At 41.0% G+C, this 17,408-nt stretch carries 14 protein-coding genes; 2 read left to right on the top strand and 12 right to left on the bottom strand.

The genetic code is table 11. From position 1 onward, the window contains the following. Window positions 1-2 precede the first annotated feature (2 nt). A complete protein-coding gene (locus tag G9G53_RS19525; protein WP_165149694.1) occupies window positions 3-1,160 on the top strand; it encodes a VanZ family protein in 1,158 nt (385 codons plus the stop codon). Between the two features lie 143 nt (window positions 1,161-1,303). Here G9G53_RS19525 and G9G53_RS19520 read toward each other — a convergent pair whose 3' ends face one another. From G9G53_RS19520 to G9G53_RS19490, 7 genes are all read right to left on the bottom strand, one after another. Then, window positions 1,304-1,957, bottom strand: a complete 654-nt coding sequence (locus G9G53_RS19520; RefSeq protein ID WP_069010473.1) for a nitroreductase family protein — start codon at window positions 1,955-1,957, stop codon at window positions 1,304-1,306. A 51-nt stretch (window positions 1,958-2,008) separates the two neighbouring features. Then, on the bottom strand, window positions 2,009-2,401 hold the full coding sequence (locus tag G9G53_RS19515) for a MarR family winged helix-turn-helix transcriptional regulator (RefSeq protein WP_029515555.1): 393 nt from the start codon (window positions 2,399-2,401) through the stop codon (window positions 2,009-2,011). Between the two features lie 283 nt (window positions 2,402-2,684). Beyond that, complete coding sequence (gdhA, locus tag G9G53_RS19510) at window positions 2,685-4,061, bottom strand: NADP-specific glutamate dehydrogenase (protein ID WP_165149692.1); 1,377 nt, start codon at window positions 4,059-4,061, stop codon at window positions 2,685-2,687. Between the two features lie 381 nt (window positions 4,062-4,442). Then, a complete protein-coding gene (gene thrC / locus G9G53_RS19505) occupies window positions 4,443-5,834 on the bottom strand; it encodes a threonine synthase (RefSeq protein WP_165149690.1) in 1,392 nt (463 codons plus the stop codon). A gap of 216 nt (window positions 5,835-6,050) precedes the next feature. After that, entirely contained in the window at window positions 6,051-7,394 is a 1,344-nt protein-coding gene (locus G9G53_RS19500; protein WP_165149688.1) for a TldD/PmbA family protein, read from the bottom strand. Window positions 7,395-7,396: 2 nt separating this feature from the next. Next, window positions 7,397-8,791, bottom strand: coding sequence for a TldD/PmbA family protein (locus G9G53_RS19495; protein ID WP_165149686.1), 1,395 nt, complete (start codon window positions 8,789-8,791; stop codon window positions 7,397-7,399). Between the two features lie 404 nt (window positions 8,792-9,195). Continuing rightward, a complete protein-coding gene (locus G9G53_RS19490; protein WP_185156361.1) occupies window positions 9,196-9,501 on the bottom strand; it encodes a hypothetical protein in 306 nt (101 codons plus the stop codon). A gap of 679 nt (window positions 9,502-10,180) precedes the next feature. On the opposite strand from G9G53_RS19490, the gene G9G53_RS26935 reads away from it, so the two are divergent. Then, the gene (locus G9G53_RS26935; protein WP_425312629.1) at window positions 10,181-10,324 is read left to right on the top strand and encodes an IS3 family transposase; all 144 of its coding nucleotides are present in this window, start codon (window positions 10,181-10,183) and stop codon (window positions 10,322-10,324) included. A gap of 349 nt (window positions 10,325-10,673) precedes the next feature. On the opposite strand, the gene G9G53_RS19480 is transcribed toward G9G53_RS26935, so the two are convergent. From G9G53_RS19480 to G9G53_RS19460, 5 genes are all read right to left on the bottom strand, one after another. Beyond that, a complete protein-coding gene (locus G9G53_RS19480; RefSeq protein ID WP_164964584.1) occupies window positions 10,674-11,762 on the bottom strand; it encodes a DUF262 domain-containing protein in 1,089 nt (362 codons plus the stop codon). A gap of 14 nt (window positions 11,763-11,776) precedes the next feature. Then, the gene (locus tag G9G53_RS19475) at window positions 11,777-12,562 is read right to left on the bottom strand and encodes an FRG domain-containing protein (RefSeq protein WP_164964585.1); all 786 of its coding nucleotides are present in this window, start codon (window positions 12,560-12,562) and stop codon (window positions 11,777-11,779) included. 232 nt (window positions 12,563-12,794) lie between these two features. Beyond that, window positions 12,795-14,807 carry a DUF3732 domain-containing protein gene (locus G9G53_RS19470; protein ID WP_164964586.1) on the bottom strand — a complete coding sequence of 671 codons (2,013 nt, stop codon included), beginning with the start codon at window positions 14,805-14,807 and terminating at the stop codon, window positions 12,795-12,797. 3 nt (window positions 14,808-14,810) lie between these two features. Next, the gene (locus G9G53_RS19465; protein ID WP_164964587.1) at window positions 14,811-15,293 is read right to left on the bottom strand and encodes a three component ABC system middle component; all 483 of its coding nucleotides are present in this window, start codon (window positions 15,291-15,293) and stop codon (window positions 14,811-14,813) included. Window positions 15,294-15,296: 3 nt separating this feature from the next. Beyond that, window positions 15,297-16,574, bottom strand: coding sequence for an ABC-three component system protein (locus tag G9G53_RS19460; RefSeq protein WP_165149684.1), 1,278 nt, complete (start codon window positions 16,572-16,574; stop codon window positions 15,297-15,299). Between the last annotated feature and the right edge of the window lie 834 nt (window positions 16,575-17,408).

Here is a 17,408-nt window from a genome sequence, read left to right as displayed (position 1 = left end):
ACATGATTCAATCGTACCTGTTTCCTGTTTCATATGCCTTTCTTGCGTTTCCTTTTGCTGCGTTATTGTTCACACTGCCTTTCCTAATCGTGCAATATCGCAGGCATGGCTATATTCACAAGGCTAGAGCATGGCTGCTTTACCTGATGCTTTTATACTTGATGAACGCCTTCTTTCTGGTCATATTACCGCTTCCGGCATCGCGTCATAATGCTGCATTAACCGGGGGAGCGTTGCAGTTAATGCCCTTGCAGTTCGTTCAAGACATTATAAGAGAAACATCCGTCTCACCCGCTCATCCCTCCAGCTATGTTCATTTGCTGAAGGAGCGTGCCTTTCTACAAGTCGTTTTTAACGTTGTGATGACCATGCCTTTCGGTATGTTCTTACGTTATTATTTCCGTGCACGATGGGGATGGTGTCTGATTCTGTCTTTCACCCTGTCCCTCTTCTTTGAGGTGACACAGCTGACAGGATTATATGGATTTTTTGACCATGCGTATCGTGTATTCGATGTGGACGATCTGCTGGCTAATACATTGGGCGGTATGCTAGGCTTTCTATTAGGCGAATGGTTTTCACGCTTCCTGCCTCGCTTGGAGCATCTGGACAAGCATTTGGACATTACGACCAAACGGGTGTCCTATACCCGACGGGGTGTTGCCTTTTTCGTGGATTCTATCCTTTGGGCAGGGTTGCTCAGCATTATGGAGTCCATGCATGTATCTGCTGCTTTCTGGGTTTCCAGTGGAATTTACTTTATGGTGGTTCCTTACCTGACAAATGGACGAACTCCGGGGAAGTGGCTGGTACGCATTCATCTGATAGGGAGAGGAAAAAGAGTTGCCCTGTGGGAGCTCATTAAGCGCTACAGTCTCTTGTATTGGTTGTATTTTGGACTTAATTACGTACTAGGTGGATCTGTACTGGGATCTCATCTGTCTCCTTGGATAAATGTTATGATCAGCCTTGTGCTGTTGGTGATGAACGGATGGTTCTTTTTCCATCTAGTCATACGCCTATTCAAGAAAGCACCGTTATTTTATGAGGAGCTTAGTCATACTTCGCACCAGATTATATGGCCCAAGCGCTACCATCCTACTCAGAATGACCCCGCTGACCCAACACAGACGTCGGGAGCGAATATAGTACAAAAATAACCAGAGGATCGACACGTCATCAAGCCCCGGATCTGCATTGCATCCTGGCGAATAAAAAAACAGGCGAAGCAAAGGGATGTGCCTTTGCTCCGCCTGTTTTTATTTTGCGTATATTTTTATGTTGCATATAGATATAACTTAACTTATTTCCACTGTGCAATTTGATCAATAGGTAAACGTGTGGAAGGATGACCATCGTTGATTCCTTTACCCATGGAAATGAGCATAACAGGGACATAACGATCTTTGTCCAGACCAAAGGCTTCAGCAATTTGATCCTTCTCATAACCGCCGATAGCGTTGGTGTCGTATCCATGAGCGCGCGCCACCAGCATAAGCTGCATGGATACCAAACCACCGTCGATCAGGACCGTTTCTTTGTTCACAACGGGATCAAGCGCTGCAAAGTGAGCTGCTACTTTTTCCTGTTGCATTTCTTTAATGTCTTTTGGCATATAGCCCAGTTCTACAGCTTCTCCGAAAATTTGTTCGAAATTATCAAAGTTGTTCAAATCTCCAAACACAGCGATCACTGCCGAAGATGTCTCCACTTGACGTTGGTTGAAACGGGCCAATGGTGCCAGTGTGGCTTTACCTTCAGGGCTGTCAATGACGAGGAAACGCCAAGGTTGCAGGTTAATGGAAGATGGTGCGCGTGTAGCTTCTGTCAAAATCTCAGTCATTTCCTCACGGCTGATCTTCACGGACGGATCGTATACTTTTACCGAACGGCGTCCCAGGGCGATTTCTTTAAAATCATTCGTTTTTACAGTACTGGATGTATTCGTATTATTCATTCCAATCTCTCCTTATCCCTCTGTGGGTATAGTAATGTTAAAAAAATGTTGTCAGTCCATATCGGATATATGACTATTCATCACTTGCAGCATATCAGCTAGCTGGTGCCGCTGGGTCTCGTCGAAGCTCTGTAGCATCTGAGCTACAAACTGTGAACGCTCCTGCTTAAAGATGACAATGCGTGCACGCCCATAATCGGTCAGGCTTACCAAGGTAACCCTGTTGTCCTCTGGCTTTGTGCGTCGAGTGACCATTTCTGTCGCTTCCAGTTGTTTCAAATGGCGTGTTACGGCTGCAGCGTCAATGCCAACCTCTTTTTGCAACAGAGTTTGACTGATTTCCTTCACTTGATACAACTTGCACAATAGTTGCAATCTGGATGCGCTGACTCCTGCACAACGCTCAAACTTGGAGCTAATCTGCTTGTTCAGCAACAACAGCATGTCAAAAATATACTCAGGCTCGGATGGTGTCTGGGTGATATCAATCTCTCCTCCCTTAAGCATATCGCTGGGCTTCATGATCCAACCTTTGATCCATCAATTATTGATCTATCAAGTAATATACATCCTCTTTAAAAATAAATCAAGTCCCTGATAAAAATAAAGTGTCTCATTCCAAATAAAAGCTGAGCGACTCACACAGAGTCGCTCAGCTTCAATATTGCTTTTATTAGCTAGGTTATTCAATCATTGTACAATAGAGATAAGGAGTTGTGCCGTTGAGTTAGATAATCCCGTGAGACAGCATAGCATCAGCCACACGCACAAATCCTGCGATATTGGCTCCGACAACCAGATTGCCCGGCACGCCGTATTCCTCAGCCGCCTTTACGCTGTTAGCATAGATATTTTTCATAATATCATGCAGCTTGGCATCCACTTCCTCAAAGGTCCAAGACAGACGCATGCTGTTTTGTGACATTTCGAGCGCCGACACGGCTACTCCACCTGCATTGGCAGCTTTGGCTGGCCCAAACAGAACTCCATTGTCCAAAAACACTTCAATGGCCTGTAACGAGGATGGCATATTGGCACCTTCGCCTATAGCTTTTACGCCATTGCTTACCAGCAATTGGGCTGCCTGCTCGTCAATTTCATTCTGAGTGGCGCATGGCAGTGCGATGTCGCATGGGATCGACCAGATCCCCGAACAGCCTTCTGTATAGATTGCGCCTGGACGTTCTTGCGTATACTCGCTAATCCGCAGACGGTTCACTTCTTTCAGCTGCTTCACCAGCTGCAGATCGATACCGTCTGGATCATAGATGTAGCCATTCGAGTCACTACATGCCACCACTGTAGCACCGAGTTGCTGTGCTTTTTCAATCGCATAAATGGATACATTCCCCGATCCCGACACGACGACACGCTTTCCTTCAAAGGACGATCCCTGAGCCTGCAGCATCTCGTTTACAAAATACACACAACCGTAGCCGGTCGCTTCCGTACGTGTGAGACTGCCTCCGTAATGAATTCCTTTGCCCGTTAGGACGCCGCCTTCATGTCCTCCGCGAATCCGCTTGTACTGCCCGAACATATAGCCAATCTCACGTCCGCCTACACCAATATCCCCTGCCGGAACGTCGGCATCTGGACCAATATATTTATACAATTCCGTCATGAAGCTTTGTGTAAAACGCATCACTTCGTTATCTGATTTCCCTTTGGGATCAAAATCTGAGCCGCCTTTACCACCACCAATGGGAAGACCCGTCAATGCATTTTTGAAAATCTGCTCAAAACCCAAAAACTTGACGATTCCCAGATAGACAGACGGATGGAAGCGAAGTCCACCTTTATAAGGCCCTATCGCACTGTTAAACTGCACACGGAAGCCACGATTGACCTGTACAACCCCCGCATCATCCACCCAAGGTACTCGGAAGGTAATGACCCGCTCCGGCTCCACTAGCCGTTCCAAAAGCCCCTGCTGCATATACTTAGGGTGCTTAGCCAATACCGGAATTAGCGAATCCAATATTTCCTTGACGGCCTGATGGAATTCATTCTCATGAGGATTGCGCGCGATAACCTTCTCAAAAACGGACTGCACATATTCGGCTGCTGCTTGTTGACTCTGCTCTGGACGGATCATGGTCATTACTTAATACACCCCTTTTATAATTAGCCCCTCTGTTAAATGACGGAACGACTTGATTCTGCACCTTTGAGAGTGGAACCTTATGTATTCATAAAATTTAGTTAACTATACATGATTTTTTATAATAATACAGCAAATTCGCCTATAAAAGATTTTTGTATCCTTCATTAAATAACTCTATGAACCTCTCATTGCCTGTTAGTTTCCTGAAGCTAAATCCCTTGATTTACGGGCTTTTTTCACGATTTCTAAGGCCCAAACACCTTACTCTATATGGCATTATAATGTGAACAAATTCAAACTAATACATACATCATATCTGGAAAATATGGATATAAAAAAAGAGGCTGCGCACAGGGCGTAGCCTCTTTTCCCATTCTGTTACACATAAAAGGCTTCAAGCTGACGCACAATTTCTGCTTCGTCATGCTCTACCACCTGCTGATGCTGCGGCTTGGAGAACAATTGTTCAATTGGCGCCGGGAACTCCTGCTTGATGTCCACCAGACGGATCGCTTCATCGAATTTGGCCGGATGTGCTGTTGCAAAGGTCACACATACTTCGTCTGCGCCATTATACGCCTCATACGCGGCAATACCACAAGCTGTATGCGGGTCGAGCAAATAATCGTACTCGGCTTTGTATTTTTTGATCAGCTCCAGACACTGCTCATTCGAAGCACCCAGCGCTTCAAAATCCTGCTGGACACGCTTCAAATCCTCTGCACCGATCACAATCCGTCCCTCGGTTTTGAGCTTATCCATGTATTCAGATACCTTGGCCGCATCCTCCCCGAGGAAGTAGTACAGGTATCTTTCGAAATTGCTTGCCACCTGAATGTCCATGGAAGGACTGTATGTGCTTTTGAAATCGCCCGGTTGGTATTCGCCAGTCTTCACGAAGCGCTCCAAAATATTATTTTCGTTCGTGGCAATGATCAGCTTATGGATGGGCAGACCCATTTTCTTCGCAAGAAAGCCGGAAAAGATATTGCCAAAGTTGCCGGATGGCACGCTGACATTGATCTTCTTCGTACCCGCAGACTCCTGTGCCCGGAAATAAGCATAGAAGTAATATACGGTTTGCGCCAAAATGCGCACAAAGTTAATTGAGTTAATCGCCCGCAAATGATGTTTGGCTTTGAAATCCAGATCGGCAAACAGGTCCTTAATGACCTTTTGACAATCATCAAAGTTCCCTTTTACGGACAGATTCAGTACATTCTCATCGTCTACCGTCGTCATTTGCAGCTCTTGTACCTTGCTCACCTTTTGGTGTGGGTGCAAAATACAGATTTTAATTCCTTCCTTGCCGCGCACGCCCTGAATCGCTGCTGCCCCGGTATCGCCCGAGGTTGCACCCAAAATGTGAATGATTTCATTCTGCTTTTTGGACACGTAGGAATAAAATTCCCCCATGAATTGTAGCGCCACATCCTTGAACGCGAACGTAGGCCCGTGGAACAGCTCCAAAATAGATAGGGAATCGTTGATCTTCTTCACTGGCGTAACTTCTGGATGGCGGAAGCTTGCATAACTGCGCTCTACCAGCTGCTCCAAATCTTCACGAGGAATCTCATCATTGATATACAGCGCAAAAACTTCCAGCAGCAGCTCTCTGTAGCTCAATGTCGCCCATTGCTCCAAAGTAGCTGCCGACACGGTCGGAATCTGCTCCGGTACCATTAGACCTCCATCGTCAGCTAACCCCATGAGCACAGTATCAATAAATCCCTTGGCTTCTACTCGACCTCTAGTGCTTATATATCTCATATACATCCCCCAATAAAAATTCAATTCGAACCTTTTTTCGAATATATTATTGTCTATAATACCCTGTCGCGGTGCTGTAACCAAGCCTTTTTTTCATATTTTAAAGACTTTCTCCTACTTTACCATACCCCGATGCATCAGGCATCTATCATTGCTAGACAATCAGAACGTCAGGAACAGGTCGTAAGTCTGAAAAAAAGCAGGCTGCTTCAGCCATTAGGAGCCTGAAATCGAGAGTGCAGCCAGCTTGAGCGAAGGAGATGTGCAGCTTCCTGTAAAACGCAAATCGTTGCCCACTTCCTCTACCTGCTGTAGTACGTCAAAGAAGTTGCCCGATACGGTAATTTGATTAACCGCTCTGACCACTTGCCCCTGCTCAATCCAGTAGCCCAGACAAGCCAGCGAAAAATTACCGGACGCCGTATTCGTACCTGCATGCAGCCCTTGCAGCTCAACGATCATCAGCCCGCGATCCATCTTGCGAATCATGTCTTCCAACGAAGACGCGCCTGGAGCCACGTACAGATTATGATACGACACCCCGATTTTACCGTTATAGCTGCCTTTGGAAGCATGAGAGGTACTCTCCACCCCAGCCTTACGGGCCGTCTTGCGGTTATGGAAATACGTCCGCAGTTCTCCATCCTTGATGATCTCGTTGCGGCGGGTCGCACTGCCTTCCGCGTCAAACGTGCTGCCTGCCGGAACATTCTCCATTAGCGGATCATCAATCAGTGTGATATGTTCGCTTGCCACCTTTTGTCCCAGTTTCCCAGCCAAGCGTGAAAAGCCTTTATCCACCGACTCCGCAGAAAATACCGACGTATACGCAGCCAGCAATTGCGCTGCTGCATCATGACGGAAAATGACTGGATAGTTATCCGATTGGATCGTGTGCGCACCCAGCTTGGAAACCGCCTCTTTTACGGCTTTATGCGCCACATCCACAATATCGATTTCCTCCACGCTCCGCAGGGAATAATCATGCCAACCCCCGGTAACGGTCTCACCTTGGTCTGCTGCAATCACATACACATAAGCGGTCGCCAGACTTTTGTGACGATGGCAGTGCAGTCCTTTGGTATTCACAATCAGGACCTCATTCTCACGAATGCTGACCGAGCAATGCCGAGCCATCACAATCCGTGGGTCTGCGGCAAGCGCTGTACGCTCCATTTCTAGCGCCGCTTCGATTAGAATCTCAGGAACTGTGTCAGCCAGCGTTGAGGCATAAGCAGGCTGCTCAGGGTAGCTCTCAGAGCCTGCAAACAGCTCATCCTGCTCCTCGCTCTCCAATATGTCCGCGTTGCTGCGTGCTTCTTCCAATAAGAAGTCGATCACATCCGGTTCCAGCTTCTCCGTAGAGGCATAGCCCATTTTGCCGTTAATGACACCACGGAAGGAAAGTCCGCCATTTTCAACGATGGTATATTGGTCAATTTCTCCCTTCAGTACCTTCACCGAGGTAGAACTTCCATTTACATAGTAGATTTCCATATCCGCGTAGCCCATTTCCCGACCTTTCGCGAACAACGCTTCCTGAAATTGCTGAATATTCATCGCTATTCCCCCTTTCGTCCGCCGACGGTCATTTCGGATACTCGAATCGTCGGTTGTCCGCAGTTCACCGGAAGACTTCCACTAACCGAGCCGCACATCCCCTGACCATGATCCAGATTGTTGCCGACCATATCAATATTTTGCAGGGTTTCAATCCCTTTGCCGATCAACGTTGCGCCTTTGACCGGCTCGGCAATTTTACCATTGCGAATCATATAAGCCTCTTCGACTGCAAAATTAAACTCGCTCGTCGAGGTATTCACCGAACCACCGCCCAGCGATTTGGCATAGATCCCGTACTCTGTATTGGCAATGATCTCTTCACGGGTAGACTCGCCATTCGCAATGAACGTATTGTTCATACGAGATGCAGGCGCGAATTTATAGGACTGTCTTCGTCCTGACCCTGTCGCAGGTACACCCATCTGGCGCGAGCCCATGCGGTCAATCAGATATCCTTTTAAAATGCCGTTCTCGATCAGTACGTTGCGCTGTGTCGACGCTCCTTCATCATCGATATTGAGCGAGCCCCACGCATTTGGAATCGTTCCATCATCTATAGCTGTAACGAGCGGTGAAGCCACCTGCTGCCCGATCTTATTGGCAAACACGGAGGTTCCATGGGCCACTGCCGTAGATTCCAGCCCATGCCCACACGCCTCGTGGAAAAGAACGCCGCCGAAGCCGTTCTCAATTACGACAGGCAGTCTGCCACTAGGCGCATATCCCGCTTTGACCATTGTGGACGCAATCCGAGCGGCGTGTCTGGCATTTTCTTCGATATTCAGGTTCTCCAGAAATTCAGTCCCAGCATACGCTCCCGGCCCACGGAACCCGGATTGTCTATGCTCCCCATCAGTCGCAATGGCGCTTATTCTCATGCGTGTATACGTGCGGGTATCCTCCACCAGCAGCCCGTTGCTATTGGCGATTAAGATGTTCTGGATCGAGTTGCTAATCCCAACAGAGGTTTGCGTGATGGAAGGATCGTATTGGCTTGCCGCCTCATGCGCCCGTCTCATCATGTCGATCTTGGCACGTTTCTGTGAACCGTCAGGGATGATCGCAATTGGATGTTGGTTAGGGATGACATGGGGATGAAGTGTAATCGTGTGTGTACCTGGTGCTCCACCGCCACGAATAGCCTTGGCAGCCGATTTGGCCAGTCTGATCAGGCTCTGTTCGCTCATATCACTGGTGTACGCATACACCGAAAAGTGCTCCTTCATGATCCGAATGCCAATCCCAAAATCCCGGCCCGACAGCGCCGTATCCACGACGCCCCCAGTCATACCCAATTGTCCATTGGTGCGGTCCTCGACGAACACCTCTGCAAAGTCTCCGCCTGTCTCCAGCGCGGCTTGCAGCATATCCTGAATCTGTGTTGGATGTATCATCACGTTCCTCCTCGTTTTTGCCATGTTACATATTGTACGTCTAAGCGATCAAGATCATATGCGGGTTCATGTTTATTTCCCATAACTTTACTATACATGATGTTGGGAGTGGGTGTAACTATCTGGGCGTAGGGTGATTGCGGGGGGAGTGAAGATTTATGCGCGGGGGAGGGAGGGATTGAAATGAGAAAACCCGATCAGACCGAGAAGGGTCATGTCGGGTTTTTGAGCGTTTTGATTACTGGGTGGATTGAGCAAGTAAGTGCATATGAGGCCGCTACGTAGACGGATCATTCTTCCGATCGCTGTTGCCCCAGATTTTTTTTGATTATATTTTAGCGGTAAAAATCCGGGTTTAAAGGCGAACGCTGCGCTTCTTCAGAACGATTCCGCCCCCTCCGCTGCTATGTTTGGGTTTGCTTCATTCTGTTCGCCAAAATACTTTTTTTCAAACGAACTTTAAACAGTTCTCTTCGTAAATCCAGTTCCATGATATGAAGATGATCGGCCGCTTCTTTGACGGTTTCCATGTGCAGTACACTTGCCTTTTGAGAAATGATAGCTAGCGCATCCCAAATGAGCTTTGTGCATGTTTTAAGTCTCTCTATGTGTTCGTCTTCCTGCTGTACCAAACTTTCATATTGCTCAGCCGTATTTTCAGATGGGTTTGTATGTTCCACGCTCTTTAGTATCTTGGGTTGGGTATCCAAGTTATCATCTCCTTTTTATTCAAAGTGTAGCAAAGGATGATGACGGATGTGGTACGTAGATACGTAACAATGAGAGAATAATAGTGAGCGACCTAGAGAGCAATTCAGGATGGAAGAATTAGGACGGAAAATATCGGGAGAAAATAAAGAATAAACTTATGATACTCAAAACCCTTGTACAGTAAACATGCAATACTTCACATATGCTGGGTAATCAGTGAGAACACCCCCGATACGATCTATCCTTACGACTACAAAACTTAGAACTGACCTCATAGGCTGGGTTAAAATAAAATATCTTTAAGAGAATGCCCTATGTCTCAAGATATGGGAGAACTTTGGTGATGTTTTTGCTATGGCAACAAAAGTGATTACGTATCTTCCATTCGGCGGGAAAACCTTGTACTTATCGAGCATCTTGGACTTATATAACAGTGAGATTGTGAGACTTAGAGTATAGCAGGTAAACAAGACAAGTCTTTTATTTTGGATAAGTTGCACCAACTTCCAAGTTCACCTAGCATATGATCCTTATAAAGGATCAAGGTAGTGTGCACATATCTCAGACCTACCAGAAGGCAGTCAAAGGATAAGGCAATACCTTTAGCATCTCTGACATGGAACGCCCGCTGATAATGCCCCCATCGAATTGTTTCATTTCTACACTTAAGTCTGAAACATTCTATCTCGATGCCTAACTTGTCAACAACGGCAATCGTTGTATGAACGGGTTCGAGAATATATTACCTACTATATCTCAACTCATATTCAAGCGAAACTAAATTACCAGTCACCGATGGGTTTCCGACGGCTGGCTGCGTAATTTGTAAGGTATTTTGGTCTCTGCCTCACAAATAGGGGGTCCCCCCCCTTTACGGATGTCAGGCTTTTATTTTGAATTGAATAAGCACTTTCTACACTCATACTTAAGCTAAGGGAAAATATAGACAATGATGATGAGTTAGATAAATCATATACACATACTAACCATCTTCCATTTGAAATTTCGTATAGAAAATACTGCACTGCCTCTGAAATAATAACAAGTTTTAGATCTCTAAAATCTACAACTACAAATATTCCGATTTAATTTTATTTAAACCCATTCTAAGAAACAACTTGCGTTCTTTTATAAAATTGAAATAATAGATATAAAATTAATATTTTTAAATTTATTCCCATTCTAACTCATGAGAATCAATTAAGGTTAATTCATCAACAAAACCTTGGCGTTTATAAATATTATAATATTGTTTTAATATAGATAATCTTTCTTTTATTGCATTTAATGAGTTTGCGCCTTGTTGATTTAACCTATCATATTCATTTAATATAGGATTTAATCGTTCGAAGCTCATCTTCCGATTATTCATTTTAATCTTCTCAAAACTATATATAAATTTTCTCAACTTTTCTGGATTTTTGTCCCAATTATCTCTAATAAATAAATAATAAATTGGTATAGTCGTTTTTTGTGTTAATAAATCTTCTATCCCCTGGAATATTACGCTCATAAGTTTAAGTCCACTTATAGTTCTAAGTATCACTTTATCTATCTCTTCTTTTTGAATTTTAAATGTTTCTACAAATTTATCTAGATTGGTTTTAGTAAGCGAAGACAAGACATCACTATATTCTAACAATAAAAGTTTTGTAAGAAGTTCCTCATATGAAAACCTAGAATTTTTAAACCGTAGCATACTAAAGAAACTATGTCTTGATACAATAAGTTTTATTTCCCTGTTAAGATATCCTTCTTTAGCAAGCCTTTTCTCAGAATTATTTAATGCAATCCCTTCATTTAGTCGTAAGAATAGTTCCCTAATCTTTTCTTCATCGTTGGTTATTATTTGAACTACGTCTAGAGTGTATCTATCTAAACGATCAACTATTTTAGGATAATTTACCGCTAGATAATCATAGCTTTTCCCTGATATATCTCCAGATTCCACGTCATCTAAAGTAAAGTCTTTAGAAAGGGGAAATTTATTCTCAATAAAATCAAAAATACATTGCAATCTTTGTTTACCGTCAATAATTGAGTAGAGATATTTATCATTTAAGTTCCATGGTTTATGAACATAGAATTTAGGAACATCATATCCGTTAATTATTGAATCAATAAACAGTTGTCTTGCATTTACATCCCACAGTCCACTTACTCTCTGATAAGGAGGATCAAAGTCAATTTGTTCCTTTCTTCTATACCAGTCTAATATTGATTGATTAGACTCACTTCTAGCAGGTATTATTTCAAACATCTTTTAGCCCCTCCTCAATACAAATTAAATTCTTTGGAAATCTCAGATGAAAGATTTTCTAAGGAAGGATATATTGAATTCTGCGTTAAGCCTAATTTTCTAAGCTCATCCTGGATTTGAGCTATAAAATTTTTATCAATTTCTATTGTAGTGATAAAATCTCCTAGTTCAGTTAGATGTTTTAATGAGTGCTCTTCATTAGGTCTTGCTGGAAAAATCGTGAATGCCCCTTTCTGAGCAACAATCCTTATATTATTTAAAGGGCCCACGCATGCTAGAGGAAATCTATAGTGATTGTTACCTCTCAAACTAAAAATATTCACAACTTCTTCCATGATTATATTTGGAATAAACTTTTCAGGTTTTTGATGGGTTCTTGTAAATTCATTATTTAATTTATACGGCTCCAAACAGTACACTACTGCATTATAATCTTGGCCTTCGATACGGTTCATTACAGCAAATGAAAGTGCAATCAGGGCGTCAGACGTCCAGTCTAATAGTCTTGTTGGTATACCATAATGTTGCATTACAAAAAGCCATTCAAAATAGGAACTAGGGACTTTATCCAGAAGAGGAATAGCTCGTGATTGAAATCTAAAATATATACTTTCCTCTAATCTTAGTCCATTTTCTTGTCGAACTAATTTGGGTACCAATCTTTCATAATCTTTACCCTGTCCGCGAAACCATAGTAAATCTTTCCCCGAATAGAGATTCTGGACTTTCTCTAAATAATCAATTATTGATGTAACTGGGGGAATAATACTTACAGCCGGGACTGTATTTGTTCCTACCATATTTAATTTATCTCTCCTTTATAGGTAATTCAAAATTTACCAATTAATTTCTATCTTAAAATCCATGTTTCTCGGGTTTTATAAAGTCATGGTACATTTACCTGTTTGAGAAACAGACAGGAAGATGTAGAGATCAAATATCTACTCTTCAGAGATAGTCCACTCTTCGTGGCTATCAGATCATCTTATAAAAAGGACTCTATACTCACTTTAGCTTTTAATTAAATTTTATTCATAACCATTCCTCGGGGATCAATGCATCATTTCCATCTCTCCACCTCGCAACCACATGTATGTCATGTTCAGCGCTTTTCCACGTAATCTCATCAGCGTGTTCAATTACTATAATTTGAGTGGAATAGTTATTAAGAGTTTTTAAACTTAAATGAGTAGACAGCGCAGTGAATATTTTTTCTACTCTAACTACATCTTCTTGTTTAAACTGCGGTATCTGTTTTTTTTCAATTTCATCGTTTTCTTTTGTGTTTTCGTTTTCGATAACTTTTTCAGGAAAATATACCTGACTGGGCTGGTCTATTACTAAAAAATGAGGAACAGGATTCCAATTTAACCCTTTAAAGAACTCATGCAACGCAAGCATCGTAGCAATATGATATCCCATCCAATTTGCACCACTACCAATTTCCCACAAAAAATCTTCTCTTTTACCAGAGGTCTTCCTTAACGTTAAATTAGTAATATCCAATGAAATAGGGTGATCTGCATCTTCCACTCCAAGAAAATCAGCATATCTATTTATTTTACTAGATATATTTTTTAATGCTTCTTTCAAATTCATCTTAATTTGTTGAGGATTTATTTTTTCTTTTAAGATATTTATCTGCTTTTCAAGTTCTGTCACTTCATCTTGCAAATTGTGATCTTCATGAACAAATCTATAATCTTCTAATGCCTTTTCTAATCTTCCAACAAAACGAAAAACCTCTTGCTCTGTTTGCCTAATTTTCCTAATTTCCTCTGATTCTACTTCTAAATTATTTTTCTGTTTTCTGATGTTATTTAGAGATTTTTCTAGTTCGCTTAACCTTGCTCTAATTTTTACGATTTCTCTATCTAACATATCGTAGGATCTTACAATGTCATTCGAACTTATACTAATTTTAGTTTGATAATTATATAGCCTATTAAGTTCTTCATAAGCGCTACTGTTCTCAGAACCACAGAAAATACATGTAGTACGAGGTTCCACCAATTTTTGAAGCCAGTTAGTTGGTTGTAATCTTTCCTGCTGTTTTTCTAAGGAGTCATGATAAAGCTTCTCAGATTCAAAAAGCCTCGACATCTTATAGAGCTTTTGTCGAAGAGTTCCAATTTCACGAGATAACTCTAGTTCTTCATTCAGAAGTAAATTTAATTCATTAACAGCACTGTTAGTAGCCTGACTTTCAATTAAGAAAATTTTGGAGCTAACTAATTGAGGAACTTCCTCTAGATATTTAATATAGACTTGAGTCGACCATCCAATCATAAAGTCTGGAGCATTTGGAAGTAACCCATACTCTTTTGCTTGTGAGTAATAACTTTTCACTCTATAAATCCAATGTTCTGTAGTACGTTTAACTTCATTTAATTCTTTTATCTTTTTAGAATATTCCTGTTCAAGTTCTTTTAGTTCTTGCCTTAAAATTAGGGTTTCTTTATCTAAAGCACCAAGTACTAACGGGAAAATATTTTTCAAACGCTCTCGATTATCATAAGTATCAGCTTTATAAAATAGTGTATACGGATTAGCAACTATATGTTGAGGCTGAAATTGGAATGCGGAAAAATCTCTGAAACTTGCTCTTTTCCCTGCAGCATTCTCATCAAAATCGTCTGCCAAAGTAAGATAAGGCAAAGCGGCAATCTCATTTAATCTGTTTTTAAGAAAAGTTACATTTCTTTCTGCCGTCGGCCTAGGTAATTTGTCAGTTTCAACATTTTCCCTAATAAAGACTTCTGAGCTTTGACTATGGACTCCTGGTTCTTTTCGAGCAAATAAAGTCTTCTTTCCTTCAACACTAACAACAATTCCAAACCACTCAGTTTTTTCTCTAATTAACCCAACTGGGATTGTGCATTTGGAACTTCCAAGGCAATAATCAATAATTGGTATTATAGAAGATTTACCTTTTTGGCTGTCACCTGTGATTACATTTATTTTGTCTAGTTTAAATTCTAGATTCCTTATTTTTTTGCTAGAATCTCTTGGCCATAAAATAATATTATTAATCTTAAAGTCCATATGTTAAAACCTCACTTTTAAAAGCTGACATAATTCGTTGAATTCAATAGTTGCAAACCAATAGCCAAAACGTTTTGAAGCAGATAATATTTTTTTTATAGACTCTGCGTAACCAAGATTAGAGGTTCCCATTCTAATAGGAACAAACTCATAACTATTATGCTGATACATCAATAATTTTCCAGAAAGGCATAGATTAAGTGATTTTAGTGAGAGTGCTGACATATCTTGCATACGTTCTTGTAAACCTACAAAGAGAGCTTTATCATCATTTAATGAATTAAAAAGCCCTCCTTTGAATTTCCTTTTATATACTGAATTTGTAATGGACTCATTATAAATTAAAGGTAGCACTAACATAAGTGTCGGCAAATCAATTCCTCTTTTTTCTTCCAATGTTTTATAGTACTCTACTGAAAAAGACCAAAGAGCAAGTGAACCCAACGCAATATTTTGAACCACTTCGTATTCATCTAAATCAGTCAAGTTTTATTCTCCTTGTCCAAGCAGCATTTTATATTCAGGATGCCAACCAATTTGTAGCTTATTATTATTAGCTAATCTATGATAACTCCCTCTGGTTAAATAATATTGCTCTGTTGGTTGATCCGCTAACGGCTCTCTATGATCTAATGTTTTTGTCAGAATACTAAAACCCATATCTGCACCAAAATCGTTTATATCATCGCATGTTTTCTGTCCTCTTTTATACTTACGGTTAAATTCAGCAAAAATAATTTTCCATCTTTCAAATAGATTTTGATCGAATCTATCCATTTCCTCCTTAGTAATGTTCCCTTGGATACTCAATCTTGTTCTTTCATGTTTACACCTTAAGTAATCCTCAATTGAATCAGTAAGTATGTCATTATCTTGCTCAAGTGCTAGTATATAAAGTTGCCTTACAAAAAGTTCGTTGTATTGAGCTTCTTTATCGACTAAAGAAAGTGGAATTAATGAATGGTCCGTTTCAACAAATGTCTTAAGCTTATATCGAGAAATTATTCTTTGGTAATATTCTGCAAAAGTGTCTCTTGGTAACCAAGCTGGTTTGTCATTTCTCCAACAATTCATTGCAAAATTATGCACCCATCCGAGTAACGAGTCGTATATCTCTGAAAAAGGTAAACTTTCTGGTATAAGTAATTTTGATCTCATCTCTTCTTTTAATCCGTCGCCATAGCTATTAGCATTCCCATCGCACAGAACAACTTTTTCAATCAACATACTTATAGTTTCGCCATCATACTCACAAACCTTCTCTGCGTAAACTTTTACACCAGTGGGAACACCCAAAGCTATATTCCTTAAACTTTCCACACAATTAGTGATCTCCTCTTTAGTTTGAGCAGTAGCAATTGACTTTACTATTCCGTCCTCAATAATTTTATTTGTAACCAAGTGAAACTCAGCGTTTTTCACATCTATTTCTTTGCTTGAAATTGCTTTTAACCAAATATGGAGAGTATTCCACAAATCTTTACTATGGTTACCAAACGGTATATTTTTAGAAATAGAATGCTTATCTTGTTCATACACATTATTTTCATTATCGCTTTTGGCTTGTTTCACAACATCATCTTCTGTCTCAATCCCTATTTTCGCTCCACTTTTGCTATTTACTAGCCAAAACAAGGCTCTTTCGGGTTGGAAGAGATATCCTGCAAGGCTACCGGGAGCTACGTGCTTTTCGTGCTTATCTTTCAGATTAGAAATGACAATCCTCTCCTTGGCCTTTAAAAATAGTCCGTTAAAACTAAAATTCAAAAAAATAAACCTTTTGAACTAGTATCCATTTTCGACATTATGTAACATTTTCCTCCCGAACATATGTTTTACTTTGAATACATTTTTATTAGGCTTCCCCAATTTGATTTTGTGTAATTAAAATTTAGTCAAATATCCCCCCATATTGTTTACTTACAAACAAAACAGAGCCATATATAGGCATATTTACGAGGCTTTTTCAGCAAAAATATCTTGAAAGGTTATTAGCTTTAATCAAGTGCAGAGAAACAGAATAGCTAGTTATTCAAATTACTTCATCCACATCCTACTACTTTAGAACTACTTAAGGGTTACAAACAGTTAGTGTATGAAGTGAAATCATCTTAAAATAAGCCCCCAACAAATTAAGCAATTAATCTCATAATCAACTGTTATTTCTATAATATGTTCACCTAAGATTCCTCAACACATGCTCCAGACATATTACAAACATTTACTTTCACGTATGCCAAAACGACGGAAAGGATATTACTTACTCTACTTAAAGCTTGCCTCCCACCTCTCTTACTTCCAAAAATGCAAATAGTAAATCTCCCAACGAATGGGTCATTCTGTAAACTAAATCTCGCTTTTAACCGATAAATACATATGCTGGGTTGTTTATTAAATATCACCTCCTGCCCCTTTTTAGCGTACAAACCTTGTTATACATATTTATATGGACTCACTGTTATACTCATCTGCGGCTTCTTTAATCAAAAGCAATTTCAAGAAGACGTGCTTTACTTGGAAATCCCCATCGCATCTAGAAAGGAGTCATGAACTCACTTGAGCGTATTATCAGATGGGATCGGATATGAAAGCCTACGCTTT

This window comes from Paenibacillus sp. EKM206P (genome assembly GCF_011066155.1).
Classification (GTDB): Bacteria; Bacillota; Bacilli; order Paenibacillales; family Paenibacillaceae; genus Paenibacillus; species Paenibacillus polymyxa_D.
The sequence above is the reverse complement of the archived record's forward strand: the minus strand, read 5'-3'. Positions and strand labels throughout refer to the sequence as shown.